The 16,004-nt window shown below is 56.4% G+C and carries 15 protein-coding genes; 5 read left to right on the forward strand and 10 right to left on the reverse strand.

Annotated elements, in window-relative coordinates; all coding sequences use genetic code 11:
- Positions 1 to 57: 57 nt before the first annotated feature.
- From DQG13_RS11400 to DQG13_RS11430, 7 genes are all read right to left on the reverse strand, one after another.
- Positions 58 to 930, reverse strand: a complete 873-nt coding sequence (locus DQG13_RS11400; protein WP_113019882.1) for a carbohydrate ABC transporter permease — start codon at positions 928 to 930, stop codon at positions 58 to 60.
- Positions 931 to 949: 19 nt separating this feature from the next.
- A complete protein-coding gene (locus DQG13_RS11405; protein ID WP_113019883.1) occupies positions 950 to 1,921 on the reverse strand; it encodes an ABC transporter permease in 972 nt (323 codons plus the stop codon).
- A 30-nt stretch (positions 1,922 to 1,951) separates the two neighbouring features.
- The gene (locus tag DQG13_RS11410) at positions 1,952 to 3,166 is read right to left on the reverse strand and encodes a glycoside hydrolase family 130 protein (protein WP_113019884.1); all 1,215 of its coding nucleotides are present in this window, start codon (positions 3,164 to 3,166) and stop codon (positions 1,952 to 1,954) included.
- Positions 3,167 to 3,355: 189 nt separating this feature from the next.
- Positions 3,356 to 4,846 carry an L-arabinose isomerase gene (gene araA, locus DQG13_RS11415; RefSeq protein WP_113019885.1) on the reverse strand — a complete coding sequence of 497 codons (1,491 nt, stop codon included), beginning with the start codon at positions 4,844 to 4,846 and terminating at the stop codon, positions 3,356 to 3,358.
- Between the two features lie 49 nt (positions 4,847 to 4,895).
- On the reverse strand, positions 4,896 to 6,494 hold the full coding sequence (locus tag DQG13_RS11420) for a xylulokinase (RefSeq protein ID WP_113019886.1): 1,599 nt from the start codon (positions 6,492 to 6,494) through the stop codon (positions 4,896 to 4,898).
- 17 nt (positions 6,495 to 6,511) lie between these two features.
- On the reverse strand, positions 6,512 to 7,204 hold the full coding sequence (gene araD / locus DQG13_RS11425) for an L-ribulose-5-phosphate 4-epimerase (protein ID WP_113019887.1): 693 nt from the start codon (positions 7,202 to 7,204) through the stop codon (positions 6,512 to 6,514).
- 74 nt (positions 7,205 to 7,278) lie between these two features.
- On the reverse strand, positions 7,279 to 8,364 hold the full coding sequence (locus DQG13_RS11430; RefSeq protein ID WP_113019888.1) for a GntR family transcriptional regulator: 1,086 nt from the start codon (positions 8,362 to 8,364) through the stop codon (positions 7,279 to 7,281).
- Between the two features lie 223 nt (positions 8,365 to 8,587).
- Here DQG13_RS11430 and DQG13_RS11435 point away from each other — a divergent pair, with 223 nt between their 5' ends.
- The 5 genes from DQG13_RS11435 (at position 8,588) to DQG13_RS11455 (ending at position 13,152) form a co-directional block, all read left to right on the forward strand.
- On the forward strand, positions 8,588 to 8,917 hold the full coding sequence (locus DQG13_RS11435; RefSeq protein WP_113019889.1) for a hypothetical protein: 330 nt from the start codon (positions 8,588 to 8,590) through the stop codon (positions 8,915 to 8,917).
- Positions 8,918 to 9,074: 157 nt separating this feature from the next.
- Positions 9,075 to 9,890 carry an alpha/beta hydrolase family protein gene (locus DQG13_RS11440; protein ID WP_113019890.1) on the forward strand — a complete coding sequence of 272 codons (816 nt, stop codon included), beginning with the start codon at positions 9,075 to 9,077 and terminating at the stop codon, positions 9,888 to 9,890.
- Between the two features lie 188 nt (positions 9,891 to 10,078).
- Entirely contained in the window at positions 10,079 to 10,831 is a 753-nt protein-coding gene (locus tag DQG13_RS11445; protein ID WP_113019891.1) for a DeoR/GlpR family DNA-binding transcription regulator, read from the forward strand.
- Positions 10,832 to 10,881: 50 nt separating this feature from the next.
- A complete protein-coding gene (kduD, locus tag DQG13_RS11450) occupies positions 10,882 to 11,637 on the forward strand; it encodes a 2-dehydro-3-deoxy-D-gluconate 5-dehydrogenase KduD (RefSeq protein WP_113019892.1) in 756 nt (251 codons plus the stop codon).
- 666 nt (positions 11,638 to 12,303) lie between these two features.
- The gene (locus DQG13_RS11455) at positions 12,304 to 13,152 is read left to right on the forward strand and encodes a hypothetical protein (protein WP_113019893.1); all 849 of its coding nucleotides are present in this window, start codon (positions 12,304 to 12,306) and stop codon (positions 13,150 to 13,152) included.
- 95 nt (positions 13,153 to 13,247) lie between these two features.
- Here the strand turns inward: DQG13_RS11455 and DQG13_RS11460 are convergent, their stop codons facing one another.
- From DQG13_RS11460 to DQG13_RS11470, 3 genes are read right to left on the reverse strand one after another with little or no spacing between them, the layout of a single operon-like run.
- Positions 13,248 to 14,387, reverse strand: coding sequence for a response regulator (locus DQG13_RS11460; RefSeq protein ID WP_113019894.1), 1,140 nt, complete (start codon positions 14,385 to 14,387; stop codon positions 13,248 to 13,250).
- Positions 14,384 to 15,196, reverse strand: a complete 813-nt coding sequence (locus DQG13_RS11465) for a pyruvate, water dikinase regulatory protein (RefSeq protein ID WP_113019895.1) — start codon at positions 15,194 to 15,196, stop codon at positions 14,384 to 14,386. The genes DQG13_RS11460 and DQG13_RS11465 overlap by 4 nt, the downstream gene beginning before the upstream one ends.
- 1 nt (position 15,197) lies before the next feature.
- Positions 15,198 to 15,842, reverse strand: a complete 645-nt coding sequence (locus DQG13_RS11470; RefSeq protein ID WP_113019896.1) for a CBS domain-containing protein — start codon at positions 15,840 to 15,842, stop codon at positions 15,198 to 15,200.
- Positions 15,843 to 16,004 lie beyond the last annotated feature (162 nt).

Below are 16,004 nucleotides of genomic sequence, written 5' to 3' on the forward strand. Positions count from 1 at the left end.
TCCAGGGACATGCTCCACTCTGCAGGTGAAGGATCATGTCCCCGGCGGACAGTCCGGTTATCCCTTGACGGACCCGATGGTAATGCCCTTGACGAAATACTTTTGCAGGAACGGATACAGGCACAGAATGGGCAGGGTGGACAAAATAATCGTCGCCGCCCGGATGGACTCGGGGTCGCTGTTCATGGCCCGGTCAATATCCAGATTCCCGGATTCGGTTACGGACTGGCTGATCAGCTCATACAGGAATTGCTGCAGGGGCTTCAGACTGGGTTTGGTGATGTACAGCACCGCCGCGAAATAGCTGTTCCAGTAATGGACGGCGTAGAACAGTCCCACCGCAGCCAGCACGGGCAAGGCCATGGGCAGCACAATCCGGAAGAGAATCTTGAAGTTGCTGGCTCCGTCCATCCGGGCCGACTCCTCCACACTTTCCGGAAGCTGCTCGAAAAAGGTTTTCACCAAAAGCATGTTGAACACGGACACCAGGCCGGGAATAATCAGGGCCCACATGGTATTCAGCAGCCCCAGGGTTTTGTACAGCAGGAAGTTGGGAATGATGCCGCCGCTGAACAGCATGATGAAAATGTAGCACATCATGAAGAACTTCCGTCCCTTAAGCTGCGGCTTGGATAACGGATAGGCCGCCATTACCGTCAGAATCAGCCCCATTACTGTTCCCGCTACCGCGATGATGACGGAGTTGCGGAAGGAGTTGAGGAACTGGGCCTGGTTCAGCACATATTGGAAGGTGCCGAACTGGATGCCTATGGGGAGAAAGGTGACCTTGCCCAAGCTGACGGCCACCTGGCTGCTCATGGACTTGGCCACCACATGCAGAAACGGCAGCAGCGTGGCGGCTCCCAGCAGGGTCAGGAGCACAATATTGAATGTATCGAAGATTTTTTCGCCCAGCGTGGTTTTGCGCAATTTGCGTCCCTCCTTTCGTTTACCAGATGCTTCTGCCCATGAATTTCCGGGTCAGGCCGTTGAAGCTGACAATGAGAATAAAGGCCACCACGGAATTGAACAGCCCAATGGCCGTTCCCAGGCTGAAGTTCATCTGGCCCAGGCCGATCCGGTAAATATATGTGCCGATAATGTCCGCCACCTCATAGACGGTGGGATTGTACATGATGAAGATTTGCTCGAAGCCCGCGTCCAGGATATGGCCGATTTTCAGAATCAACAGCAGCACAATGGTAGGCGCGATTCCCGGAATGGTAACGTAGATAATCTTGTGCAGCTTGTTGGCCCCGTCCACAGTGGCCGCCTCATACTGCTCCTGGTCAATGCCGGTAATGGCCGCCAGATAGATGATGGAGCTCCAGCCGATTTCCTTCCAGCCGTCGGTGACCACCAGCACAGAGCGGAAAATCCCGGTATCCATCAGAAAATTGATGGGATGGCCGATGAGCGCCTCCAGCATATTATTGACAATGCCGGTTGAGCCCAGGAGGGTTACGAAGATGCCGCTGACTACCGCCCAGGACAGAAAATGGGGCAGATACAGCACGGTTTGCAGCACTTTTTTGAAGGTGACGATCCGCAGCTCATTGAGCATAATGGCCAGAATAATCGGCAGCGGAAACAGAAACACCAGCTTGTAGACACTGATAATCAGAGTGTTGGCCAGCACCCTGTGGAAATCGGACATGCCGAAGATATGGTTAAAATGGTCCATCCCCGCCCAGGGGCTTTTCACAATGGACAGAAACGGGTTGCTGGCGGCGAACATGTTGAAATCCTTGAAGGCCAGCGTAATGCCGTAAAGCGGCAGATAGTTGAAGATCAGGATGAAGATCAGGCCGGGGATGAGAAGCAGATACATATCGTAATTCATTTTGATATACGACCAAATTCGTTTCTTCCGGCTGGACCTTACAGCGCCCGGGCCGATCTCTGCCAACGTTTTGCTCATGATGGATTCCCTCCTTTCCAGTCAATTCCTTTACCCCAGCTTCCGGCCTTCGGCGTCGAAGCCGCGGATATGCTCCACCAATTCCCCGAAGTTGACCCAGGCGATGCCTACCTTCTGGTCGGCTGCGCCGTAGGACATGATCAGCTCCCCGTCCACGATGATGCCCGCGGTGGTGAACAGGCACGGGGTGGGATAATCCGAAGGCATTTCCCAGTCCTGCTGGGCGTACATCAGCCGGTCGGGACAGCGGTGGATCACCTTGGGGAAAGCGCCCTCCTCTTCCTTGACGATCATAAAGGACTGGGTATAGCCGAAATGAACATCCTTTTTGCCGTGGTAGGCAATAAGCCATTCCCCGCCGGAGAGAGGGAGCGGCGGCCAGCTTGCGCCGATGCGGTTCTCCTCCCAGTCGAAGATGCCCGTAGCCATCAAGGTGTGAACCGCCCGGGGTGAGGCGAAGTCCTCCAGCCGCGGCGCGGCGGCCAGGAAGATGGACGGCGTGGACACCGCCGGGTCGAAGGGCTTGGGCTTCATCGGTCGGTGAAGCATCACATATTGGGGCGTACCGCCGATGTTCATTTTTTCGGGGAAGAGGAATACATCCCGGTTGTCGCTGACATGCCCTTCGGTGAGGGGACAGACGTAGGTGAAGGCTTCCTCGTAGCGCTGTTCCTTCAGCTTGTTCAGATCCAGCCGGTACAGCACGGTAACGGTATCGTTGGCCCGCGCCACCTGATGGAACATGTCCTCTCCGGAGGCGGTCCAGTCCGGCACATATTCGTACTTGGTAAAGACGGGAGGATTCTGGTCGGCCAGCCAATAAGGCCCTGGGGGAAACATGCGGCAGGCTACAGACACATAATATTGGCCCTCTACCGGAAAAATCCGCGGGTCCTCGATGCAGCCGTTGGCATAATCCCGCACCCGGTTGCCGTGAATGTCCGTGGTATAGATGTCCTCCTCCGCCAGGCTAACGGCAGGGGCAAGGGCGGGGCGGGAAAAATCCGCATCCCAGGTTTCCCCGTTGTCCTCGCTTTTGGCGTAGCCGAGAAAAATCGGGTAGGGGTCTTGGCAGCCCTCCCGGCGCTTCTGCGGCCAAGGGCCCGTAGCGCGGAACAGCATGTGCAGGGTATCGGAATCGGGATCTTTGACGATGGCGGGGTTCAGCACCATTTTGCTGGCCCATTCGCAGCCTGGAACCGGCTCCAGGGCAGGCTTGGGCGAATAGCGGAATTGTGGGGGCATGTTGTTTCCTCCTTGGCAGATGGTCCGCGGTGGCGGATGATATGCTCTCATTGTAGCGGCCGCCTGCCAAAAGGCGAATGCTCTGGATTCGGATTTCTGATGTATTCGTATGTTTATTTGGTTTCATGCCAAAAAGCGCCCCGCCTGAAAAACCGGCGGGGCGCTGCTGCCTCCGGGGAATGGGGAGGCTTATTTCAGCTTAAACGCTACGTCATTCCACAACAGCTCGTTGCGGAAGGCGCGCAGGTTGGTGTCCTTGTCGATAATGACGCATTCGATGCCCGTCATGTCGGCGAAGTCGGCCAATTGCTCGGCTGTCACCACATAGGAGAAGCCGGTGTGGTGGGCGCCGCCTGCATAAATCCAAGCTTCCGTCGCCACCTGCAGGGACGGCTGGGTTTTCCACAGCACCCGGGCTACCGGCAGCTTCGGCATGGCATGGTCCTGCTTCACTGCATCCACCACATTGACGATCATCCGGAACCGGTTGCCCAGGTCCACAAGGGTGGCGTTCAGGGCAGCGCCCTCCCGGCTGTCGAACACCATCCGGGCCGGATCGGCCTTGCCGCCGATTCCCAGAGGATGCACCTCCAGACGCGGACGGGTGGAGGCGATGGTGGGGCAAACCTCCAGCATGTGGGAGCCCAGCACCATTTCATTTTCCTCGTCCATATGGTAGGTGTAGTCCTCCATGAAGGAGGTGCCCACGTTGCCGGCCATAATCTTCATCAGGCGGACCAGGGCGGAGGTTTTCCAGTCCCCTTCGCCGCCGAAGCCGTAGCCATCCTCCATCAGCCGCTGAACCGCAAGCCCGGGAAGCTGCTTCAAGCCGTGCAGATCCTCAAAGGTGGTGGTGAAGGCGGTGAAGCCGCCCTCCTCCAGGAAGCTGCGCATGCCCAGCTCAATCCGGGCCTGGTACTTGATGGAGTCCTGGTAAGCGCCGGGTGTTTGGGCTTCCTCTGGCAGCTCGTAGCGCTCCGCGTACTTGGCGAACAGCGCATCCACCGCTTCCTCGGAGACGGCGTTCACCCGCTCCACCAGATCGCCTACGCCATAGCCGTTGACGGACCAGCCGAACTTGATTTGCGCCTCTACCTTATCGCCTTCGGTTACCGCCACCTGACGCATATTGTCGCCGAAGCGGGCCACCTTGAGACAGCGGCTTTCAATCACGGCAATGGCCGTCCTCATCCAGGCGCCGATGCGCTCCTGGGTAGCCGCGTGCTCCCAATACCCGTTGACCACCTTGCGGGCCACGCCCATACGGGTATTGATAAAGCCGTATTCCCGGTCGCCGTGGGCGGCCTGGTTCAGGTTCATGAAATCCATGTCAATGGTATCCCAGGGAATATCCCGGTTGAATTGGGTGTGCAAATGGAGCATCGGCTTTTGCAGAATGGACAGGCCGGCGATCCACATTTTGGCGGGGGAAAAGGTATGCATCCAGGTAATAAGACCGGCGCAGTTGGGATCATTGTTGGCTTCCGCAATCAGACCGCGGATTTCGTCGGGAGTCTTCACAACCGGCTTGAACACCACCTTGCCAGAGATGGCGGCGGAGGCATCCAGCTTCTCGGCGATAATCCGGGAATGGCGGGCGACTTCCTCCAGCGTTTCCGGGCCGTACAGATGCTGGCTTCCGGTCACAAACCAAAATTCATAAGCTTTCATATTCAACATGTGTTATGCCTCTTTTCTTATAGATAGTCATTTCCTTATAGATAGTGAATTAGCTCAAATGCTCCACTGCCGCCCGTTCAATGGCCAGGCCCTTGATATAGCGCTGCATAAAGGCTTCAAAACCCTCCACATCCATGGGATCGGGGGAGATGGAGGATACCGCTTTGCCGGCGAATACCTTCCCGCTAAGATATTCCTCCAGGGTTTCCTGCTCCGCCTTCCGCACCATATAGGAGGCCAGCAGCGCAATTCCCCAGGCCCCGCCTTCACCGGCCGTTTCCATGACGGAAACGGGAACATTCAGCGCGCCGGCCATGAGCTTCTGGCCCACAATCGGGGTTTTGAACAAGCCGCCGTGGCCGAGAATTTCATCCAATCTGACCGCTTCCTGCTTCAGCAGAATATCCATGCCGATTTTCAATGCGCCCATAGCCGTAAACAAATGGACGCGCATAAAGTTGGCCAGGCTGAACTTGCTGCCCGGCGTCCGGACAACCAGGGGGCGGCCTTCCTCAAAATGGGTCATATGCTCGCCGGACAAATAGCCGTAAGCCAGCAAGCCGCCGCAGTCCGGGTCACCCTGAAGAGCCAGATTGTACAGGGTTCCGTACAGCTTATCCGCATCCGGGGCCAGCCCCATGGACTTGGCAAATTCGTCAAACAGCCCGACCCAGGCATTCAGATCCGAGGAGCAGTTATTGGAGTGGGCCATAGCCACGGGACTTCCCGTGGGCGTTGTCACCAGGTCGATCTCCTCATACGGCCGGGACAGATCACCCTCCAGAACCACCATGGCAAATACCGAGGTTCCGGCGGAAACATTCCCTGTCCGCTGGGCGACACTGTTGGTGGCCACCATTCCTGTTCCCGCATCCCCTTCAGGAGGGCAGAAGGGAATCCCGGGGGCAAGCTCACCGCTTACATCCAGCAGCTTTGCGCCTTCCTCCGTCAGTGTGCCTGCATGTTCTCCCGCAACCAGCACCTCAGGCAGAATATCCTCCAGCCTCCAGGGGAGATTCTTCGGGGCAATCAGGCTGTTGAACTTCTCTACCATACCTGCGTTGTAAGTCTTCGTGTGCATATCAATTGGGAACATGCCCGATGCTTCGCCAACGCCCAGAACCTTCCGGCCCGTCAGCTTCCGGTGAATATAGCCTGCCAGCGTGGTCAGATAATCAATCCGGCCCACATGCTCTTCCCCGTTCAACACCGCCTGGTACAGATGGGCAATGCTCCAGCGCTGGGGAATATGAAAATGAAAGCTTTCGCTGAGCGCCTGGGACGCCTGCCCGGTAATGTTGTTCCGCCATGTGCGGAAGGGCACCAGCAGCTCCCCGGATTTGTCAAAGGCCATATAGCCATGCATCATGCCGCTGAAGCCGATGGCTCCGAGGGTGCGCAAGGGTACGCCGTAGCGGGCCTTCACATCATTGGCCATCTTCCGGTAGCTGTCCTGTACGCCCTTCCAGACATTTTCCAGACTGTATGTCCAGATTTGGTTTACATAGCTGTTTTCCCAGTCGTGGCTGCCGGAGGCGAGGGGTTCGCCATTCTCTCCGATCAGGACAGCTTTAATGCGGGTGGAGCCAAGCTCGATTCCAAGAGCGGTTCTGCCGCTCTGAATCTGGTCTTTCACATCATCCTTCATAAGCATTCCTCCTGATATTATTGGCCGTAATAGGCGTTGGCGCCGTGCTTCCGCAAAAAATGCCGGTCCAGAAGCGTTTGATCCATCGGCTCGATCCCGGGGTTCAATTGGAAAGTATGGAAGGCCATCTTGGCCACTTCCTCCAGCACCACTGCGTTATGGACCGCGTTATGGGCGTCCTTGCCCCAGGTGAAGGGCGCATGGCAGTTGACCAGCACGCCGGGAATTTGCAACGGGTCCAAGCCGAGACTTTGGAAGGTTTCGATGATGACATGGCCGGTCTCCAGCTCGTAAGCGCCTTTAATCTCGGCTTCCGTCATGGGGCGGGTGCAGGGCACCTTGCCGTAGAAATAATCCGCGTGGGTAGTTCCCAGCGCCGGAATCCCCCGGCCTGCCTGAGCCCATGCCGTGGCCCAGGGAGAATGGGTATGCACAATGCCCCCGATGCCCGGAAAAGCCTTGTACAGCGCCACGTGGGTAGCTGTATCGGATGAAGGCTTGTACTCCCCCTCCACTGTCTTCCCGTCCAGATCCACAACCACCATGTGCTCCGCTTTCATAACCTCATAGGATACGCCGCTTGGCTTAATAACCACCAAACCGCTTTCCCGGTCGATACCGCTTACATTCCCCCACGTAAATGTAACCAGGCCGTGCTTGGGCAGGTCCAAATTGGCCTCCAGCACCTCTTCCTTCAGCTTTTCCAGCAACTTCTTCACTCCTATCCTGAAAATTCCCCGTAGCTAATTATACAATTGTACGTACAAGTTTGCTATAGGTTTGATTATTTTTTTGTTGAAGACCGTACAATTAATTCCGGTGTGTAAAGCTTGCCCCTGGGCTTTTTGACTTTCCCTTCAATCATCCGCAGGAGCAGCTCCACCCCCTCCTGGCCCATCAGGGATTTGGGATGGGTCAGCGTGGTCAGCTTGGTTTCGGTGGCGGTAGCCAGGCTGGAGTCGTCGAAGCCCACCACGGCCACATCCTCCGGTACGAACAAGCCCGCTTGCCGGATGATCTCCATCAGCTGCACCGCCAGCTCGTCGTTGTAGCAGACAAAAGCGGTGGGCCGGGCGCTTTCCCGGGACAAGAGCCGCACAGCCGCCTCCGCGGGTTTGGTCCCCTTTTCCTCCGTGGCGTATTGGACCACCAGATCGGGCTGAATGGCCACCCCCTTCTCCCGGTAGGCCTGACGGAAGCCCTTCAGCCGGTTCACACCCTGCATATCATCCATCTTGAAAAAACCGGCGATCCGCTCATGGCCCAAAGCCAGCAGATGGCGGACCGCCAGGCAGCCGCCCAGAACATCGTCTGTTTTGAGGCAGGGCCCGTCCAGCTCCGGGTATTGCTCATTTAACATAATATACGGAATCCCCCGGTATTCCAAGGCCAGGTACAGACTCAGATTGGGGTTGCCCTCGGCGCTTTTGGTGGGTTCGATAATCAGGCCGCTCAACGGCTGGCCCAGCATCATCTCCAGCGCCTCCCGCTCCCGCTCCTTGTCGTTGTCCGTGCTGGACAGGAGAAGCCGGTAGCCCTTGCTGCGCAGGGCAGCCTCCGCCCCTCTGACAATATGGGGGAAAATATAGTCGGAGATGTACGTGGTGATCAGCCCCACCGTCCGCACCGTCTCCCCACTGCCCGCCTGGGGCGCGGACACAAAGGTTCCTTTGCCCTGGATGCGCGACAGCCGGCCTTCTCTCTCCAGCTCTCCGAAGGCTTGCCTCACTGTTTGGCGGCTGACGCCAAAACGTTCCGCCAATTCGTTCTCCGAGGGCATCAGATCCCCGGGCTTCATCGCTCCGCTGTGAAACCAGGCTTGAATCTCCTGCTTCACCTGCATATATTTGGGCAGCGCTTTTTCTTTCACAACAAACCTCCAATGCGTGATAGACGCTGACAGGCGTCCTTTGACACCGTGCAGTTGTATGGTTAATAGTATATCATCATTTCCTGTTGTATGTACATGTTTCATCAAAAACAGCAGCATACCGCCCCCGCTCAAAAGTAATTTGTTCGCCCACTTGAAAGACCAACAATTCCAAGTATAATACTAAGTATATAAACCCATGACATAAAGGAGCGTGGCGCAGATGAATGTGACGCACCCTCATTATACCTATCAATGGATCAATGACCATTTGGACTTATATAATTATGCCGGGGAACAGGGTGACCGGGATTGGCAGCAGGAAATCCTGCAGGCCCTGGCGGAGAAGGAGCAGCGGATCGCCTCCGAATGGAAGGCAAAAACAAGGGATGAGCTGTGGCGGCAATATGATGAAGTGAACGGGCTTTTGCTGGAATTGTATGCAGAGCTTAGGGGAAGGGACAAACAGGCACAGCAGGAGCTGATTGAGCGTCTTCTGCTCCTGAAGCAGCAGCGGCTGGAGATATCCCGGCAGCTGGCGATTATCAGCTAAGAAATGAAGAAGGCGGACTCTGCTGCCCACCGCGGGCTGCAGAGCCGCCTTTTTTTGCCAGGTGGCCTGCAACCGGATTGCTTTCATCACAGGCGCATGGTACAATAAATTTAATCATAGTATTATAATAGGAATTATTATATATGGAGGGGTTGGCATGGAGCTTCAGCGCATCGTCAAAACAGAACACGCAGACCTGGCCGTTACCATGCATTATCCCGAAAAAGAAGGCAAGGAGGAAACCCTGCCCTTGATTCTGTTCTGCCACGGCTTTACCGGCAACCGGATCGGCGCGGACCGGTTGTTCGTTCAGGCAGCCCGCCATTTCAGCGAGGCCGGTTACCTGGCGGTCCGCTTCGATTACGGCGGCTGCGGCGAAAGCACAGGCAGCTACGGGGACGGCGGCATGGAGCAGCTGGTCAGGGAAACCCGCATCATGCTGGACTACACCCTCTCCTTCGATTGCGTGGATCTGTCCCGGGTCACTCTGCTGGGCCACAGCCTGGGCGGCGCCGTTGCCGTTCAGACCGCCTTCCGCGACAGACGGGTGAAACGGCTGGTGCTGTGGGCCCCGGTTGCCCATCCCTTGGCGGATATCGTCCGGATCATCGGTCCCGAAGCCCATCGGGAAATCATCGCGGCCGGCAAAACGGATTACCTGGGCTACACCCTCACCGGCCGGTTTCTCCAATCTCTGGCCGACTCCCATCCTCTTCAGGAAACCAGGCAGATTCGCGGCGATGTGCTGGTTCTCCATGGAGCGGAGGATGAAGTCATCACAAGCGAGTCCGCCTATCTGTACCAGAGAGCCTTCTGGCTGCGGAGCGACGGGGTGAGCGACAAGGAGATTCTGCCCAAGGCCGACCACTCCTTCACGGGCCAGGATGTGAGGCGCCGGCTATTCGGATTGACTGCGGATTGGCTGCATATCCACGATCCCAAAAACGGCGAGTGGAACCATTATGTCATTTAAAAAGCAGGTCTTGCATGGATTAACTGCAAAACAATCATACTAGGGTGTGTGCAAAAAAATGTTCATAATGTTCATTAAGGTTTATTTACGTTCATTTGGAAGTGTGATATAGTATATTCAAACGTTGATGTTTGCCGGGGGAGAGCGGATTGTGTTGCTTCCCCGATTCTCTCCTCGGAGGCAAGCTTATGTCCACCATCAAGCGTCACGAGCAAATTTTGGAAATTCTGATTACCGAGAAGGAAGCCAACGTATCCAGACTCAGCGAGGAATTGGGCGTATCCGGCAAGACTATCCGCGAGGATTTGGAGAAGCTGGAGAAGAAGGGGCTGCTTCGGAGGTTCCACGGCGGAGCGGCTTTGGCCAATGAGGGATTTGCCGGGCTGTTTCCCGACTCCCTGCCCAATTCGAAGAACGAGGATGCCAAGGCCCAGGCGGCCAGACGGGCGCTGGAGCTTGTCAACACCGGAGAAGTAATCGCTCTGGACGGGGGCAGCACCACGCTGGCGATGGCCAAGCTTTTGGACAACATCCCCATTACTGTCATCACCAACGACCTGTTTATTATCGGGGAGCTGGTGAAAAAGGACAAGGTTCGGCTTGTGGTGCCCGGCGGCTACCGCAACCGCAACCAGCTGATCAACGAGAATTTCGCTTCCATTATCGGCAACATGAATATTCAGAAGGCGTTTATCTCCGCCACGGGCATTCACGAGGAATATGGGCTTACGGTTTTTACCCAGGCCATTGTGAGCCAGAAGCGGGCCATTATGCAAGCCGCGGCAGAATGCTACTGCGTGGCCGACCACACCAAGTTCAACCAATGCGCCCTGCTTACCTTCGCCAAACCGGAGGAATTGACGGCCATTGTGACGGACCCCGGGCTGCCGGACGAAACCGTCCAGCGTTACACGGCAAAAGGGATACAGCTCATCCGCTGATTCCATACATTTAACCACAATCCCTATTTAAATTTAAAGGAGATGTCTTCATGAGCGCGTTTGATCTCACAGGAAAAGTAGCATTGGTTACAGGCGGTACAGTAGGTCTCGGAGCCGGCATGTCCTTGGCTCTGGCCAACGCAGGCGCAGATCTGGTATTGGTTACCTATACCGATAACGATGACACCGTGTTGAACGAGTGCAAGAAGATTGGCCGCCGCTGCACCGTTATTACCGCCGATCTGAGCAAGGAAGAAGAGCTTCCGGGTGTTGTCGAGAAGGCGATCGCCGCTTTCGGACAGGTAGACATTCTGGTGAACAATGCCGGCATTATCCGCCGCGCTCCCATCGCCGAACACTCTGCCAAGGACTGGCATGATGTCATCAACCTGAACCTGAATACTGTGTTCTTCCTGACCCAATTGGTTGGCCGTCACATGATCGAACGCGGATCAGGCAAAATTATCAGCGTCGCTTCCATGTTGTCCTATGAGGGCGGCATTCTGGTTCCCGGCTATACCGCCTCCAAGCACGGCGTTGCCGGCCTAACCAAGGCATTCGCCAACGAATGGGCGTCCAAGGGCGTTAACGTCAACGCTATCGCTCCCGGATACTTTGAAACCCGCAACACCGCTCCGATCCGTCAGGACTCCGAGCGCACCGAAAGCATCACTGCCCGTATCCCGGCCGGCCGTTGGGGCCAACCGGAAGACCTGGGCGGACCTGCCGTATTCCTGGCTTCCTCCGCTTCAGACTACCTGCACGGCCATATCCTGAACGTGGATGGCGGCTGGCAAGCCCGCTAATCCCGCGTATAATACATGCTGCCTGCGGTTTATCCGCGGCAGCTCCAAAAACCCGGTCCCGCTTTGGCGGGGCCGGGTTTTTTTGACATGTACGGTATATCCCATGGATGACCGATTGCGAACGGAGCGCCTGAAGCGCCTGATGGGGGCAGAGGACGGACTATCTGATGATTGCTCCAATATGCCTGATGGGGGCAGAATCTGCTGGTCTTTGAGAACCATGCGCCTGATGGGTGCGGACAGAGCATCCGTTATTTTCCCCATTTAGCTCTTGTCCCGATTTCCACGGACAGACGATCCGCTATTTCACTCTGGAAGCATGAAGAATCCCCGTTTTTTCACACTTAACGGATCGTGAGTCCGCGGGGGAGAAAATAAGGCGAATTTTTGTGAAATAACGGAACCAGGGTCCGCCAAATTACACGCTTAACGCAGCGAGTTATGTTTTCCGGAGTGCATCGAATTTGCTTTGGAGCAGCTCGCCATTTTTGAAGGGTTATTTCCCCAGACGGAGGGTTGTTCGCAGCACCGCTGCTTTTTCGGGGGGTATTAGGGGAGGGAATGGTACTTTAAGGGAACATTAAGCGGGTGCTCAGTGGGGTTTAAGCTTGGGACTTTATCCTGAAGAAGCAAGTCAAACCCACTTCGGAAAGGATGAATCCTACTATGAAAAAATCCGCAAACAAAACCATTATCTCCGGTGTATTGGCGGCAGCCGTTCTCGTTGGCGGCGCAGGTCTGGTACATAATCAGGTTTTTGCCGCAGCCTCCGGCGACAGCTCCGCCCCTGTTACAGATAACGCGCAGCACCTCCGGGCGGGCGGCCAAGGTCAAGGCCAAGGCGGCTTCCGCGGCGACTTCGGCAAACGGGGCGGCGGTATGGAAGGGATCGGCAGAGTCGATCTCCTGAAGCAAACCGCAGCCATTCTCAGCGTAGAGGAATCCGCAGTGTCCGCCCAGTTGGAGCAGGGACTTACCTGGGTCCAAATCGCCGCAGCCGCCGGTCTGTCGGAAGAAGACTACCTGGCCAAGCTGGTAGCCGCTCAAACCGCGGCAATCAGCGAAGCCGTCACCGCCGGCAAGCTGACCCAGGAGCAGGCGGACAAGCTGACGGGCAGCCTGTCCGAGCAGCTGAAAAATCAGATTGAGCGCACCAATCTGAAGCAAAGAGAAACCGCCGGCGCCAATGCCGATACCAGCGTCCAAAATAACGCAAAAGGCATTCGCCCGGATCATGGCCTTAGAGGCGGTTTTGCCAGCAATGCGGATCTGGCCGCTATCCTGGGCATTACCGAGGAGGAGCTGGGGACCCTTCAGCAGGAAGGCAAATCCCTGGCGGAGATTGCCGAAAGCAAGGGCATCACCTCCGACGAGCTCATCGCCAAAATCAAGGACAGCCTCACCGATGAGCTGAAAACCTTCATCGAACGCAAAGGAACAGATCGCCCAGCAGGCGGCAAAATGAAGGCCCCTGCCGCTTCTCCTGCCGCAAGCAGCACGGACAGCGTATCCTGATGGCTGCCGAAATACGCAAAAAGCCGGAGCAATCCGGCTTTTTTTTGACCACCTCAAAATGTTTGCTTTACCTCAGGTTGTGTTGAGAGATTGTTTTACAAGGGCTCCGACCCGATTTGTTCCATCATGCCGGCATACAGCCTTTCTACCGCCGGTTTTGGAGGAAGGCCCAGCTCCGAGAGCAGAACTCTTTTGAGCAGCTCGTACTGGTTCCGCAAGGCAATCCTGTCATTTCGCCGGAAATGGATCTGCAGCATCATCTCATGGGCTTCTTCGTCGATTTCCGATTGGGCCAAAAGCTGCCGGGCGGCTCTTGCCGCAGCCTCCGGTTCTCCCCTGTCCAGATAATAATGGCATAACCGGATGCAGGCCTGCCGAAACAGCCCAAAGCACATTTCTCTGTAAGGGGAGCTCCATGGATAATCCAGTCTGGCAAACAGCTCTCCCTGATAAAGGGCAGCCATCGCCTGGTAAGCCCCCTCCGTCTCCTTGGTCAGAGCCGGAAAGCTCCGTTCAAATTCCCTGTACACCCGCAAAGGATTTGCCATATCCCCGAAGCCGGCGTGATACTGTCCAGACAAGTAGTGGATTTGACCGTTTCCTCCGGCGTCCTTCAGCGCTTTTTTCAGGTTATAGAGGGTCGTGTGAAGATAGGTGCGGCTCTGCTCCTCATTAAGCTCGGGCCATAAATCGGCCATCAGCTCCCATTTTAAAACCGGCTGGCCTTCCTTCACCAGAAAATAGGCCATCATTTCCTTGGTTTTCAGCGTCCGCCACTTGATGGGCTGACCCGCCGCATCCAGAATGTCGAAGCCGCCGAACAGGACGGCCTTCATTACCTCCGGATGCGCAGGCGCCGTCAACGGCCCTGCGGGCTGCCTTCTTTTGAACAGGCGGCTGATCGTTTCGGATACGGCATCCAATGTCAGCGGCTTCAGAAGATAATCCAAGGCGTTGCGGCGGAAAGCGTCAATGGCATATTGGGCGTAGGCGGTGACGAACACAATCTCCACGGCCTCCTGCTGCTCGTGAATCCGCCGCGCCAGCTCCAGCCCGTTCATTTGGGGCATATCCACATCCAGGAAGGCCACATCCGGCCGGGTTTCCTCCAGCGCGGCCAGAGCCTCGCCGGGTCTCCTGTAGGCGCCGTACAGCCGGGTCCTGCCGTCCCGCTCCAGCAGCAGCTTGAGCAGATCCAGGGAAGGCTGCTCGTCATCCACAATAATGGCCCTCATGTAGCCCTCCTGACAGCTTCCATAATCAGCCCGGCCGTCTCCTCAATGGCCCGGTTGGTGACATCAATGATGCGGCAGCCCAGCGTTTTCATCAGCTCATCCGCATGGCGCAGCTCCTCCTGCACCCGCTCCGCCGAGGCATACCGCGAGCCGCCGGGGAGACCGACCGCCTTCAGGCGTTCCGTACGGATATGCTGCATATGCTCCGGGTTCATGGTCAGCCCGAAGATTCTGGACGGGTCGGCCCGGAACAGCTCCACAGGCGGCTTCACCTCGGGAATGACAGGCAGATTGGCGGCCTTGATCCCCTTGTGGGCCAAAAAAATGCACAGCGGCGTTTTCGAGGTCCGGGACACCCCCACCAGTACCACATCCGCCGCAAGCAGGCCGGAGGCATCCTTCCCGTCGTCGTATTTGACCGCAAATTCCATAGCGTCCACCCTGCGGAAATAATCGTCGTCCAGCTCATGGAGAAGCCCCGGCTTCCACTGGGGAGAGTCGTTGAAGGTATCTGCATAGGCCTGCATCATGGGTCCAAGGATATCCACAATCCTGACCTCCAGCCGGATGGACTCCGACTTGATCATCTCCCGCAATTCAGGCTGGACCAGGGTGTAGCCCACAAAGCCGCCCACTGCCGCCGCTTCCTCCATCATCCGGCGGATTTCATCCTCATGGCGGATTTGGCCGAAGCGCTTGATCCTCGCCTCGCCTCCCTGAAATTGCCGCAAGGTAGCCTTGGCTACCGCCTCCGCGGTTTCGCCCACGGCATCCGAGCATATGTAAATCCACTGCTGCTTCTCTCCCACCCTACTCTCCCCTTCCGATCCGTTCCGCCCAATCCACCAAAATCCGGGTCATAGTGGAATTGCTGACCCTGCCGATCACTTCAATTTCGCTTTTGTCCGGTACCGCCACCACCACCGGCAGGCTTTCCACCTCGTGGCGGACCATCCTGCGGGCCGCTTCCAGCGCAGGCTCCTCCGGCCCCACCGTAACCAGATTGGCCTTGCGGGTCATCACCAGACTCACCGGCATGGCTGCGCTTCCCGGATTGCCAAGCACCACCTTCAGCAGATCCTTGCGGGATACAATCCCCTGAAGCCAATTCTGCTCGTCGGTGACGAAGATGCTTCCTGTATTTTCCAAAAACATCGCCACTACCGCATCCTGAACGGTGGAGGCCTCGCGGATGTTGGCGGGCCGGGATTGGATATCCTTCACCTTGAGGTCCAAAAGCATCCTGCGCACCTCGCCCTGGGGCTGTGCGGCGGCGCCGGGGAAATACCCCACCTTGGGCTTGGCGTCCAAAAGCCCCAGCATAATCAGCACCGCCAAATCCGAGCGGATGGTTGGGCGGCTTAAGCCCAATTGCTCGGCAATCTGCTCGCCGGTGACAGGAGCCGATTTGCGCACCAACGCCAAAATTTCCTTTTGCCGGGATGTCAGTTCGATAGGTCACTCACCTCTCGCCAGGTTCCATTACTTCTTATTCATTGATACCATAATTAAAAATAGGTTGCAATATGGCTTGAAAAGTTGATATATAGTATGTCATAATTAAAATATATTACGTTATATAAACGGGAAATCAGACAATTAGACACTCTTATTTGT

Source organism: Paenibacillus sp. YN15, from assembly GCF_003285005.1.
Taxonomy (GTDB): Bacteria; Bacillota; Bacilli; order Paenibacillales; family NBRC-103111; genus Paenibacillus_AR.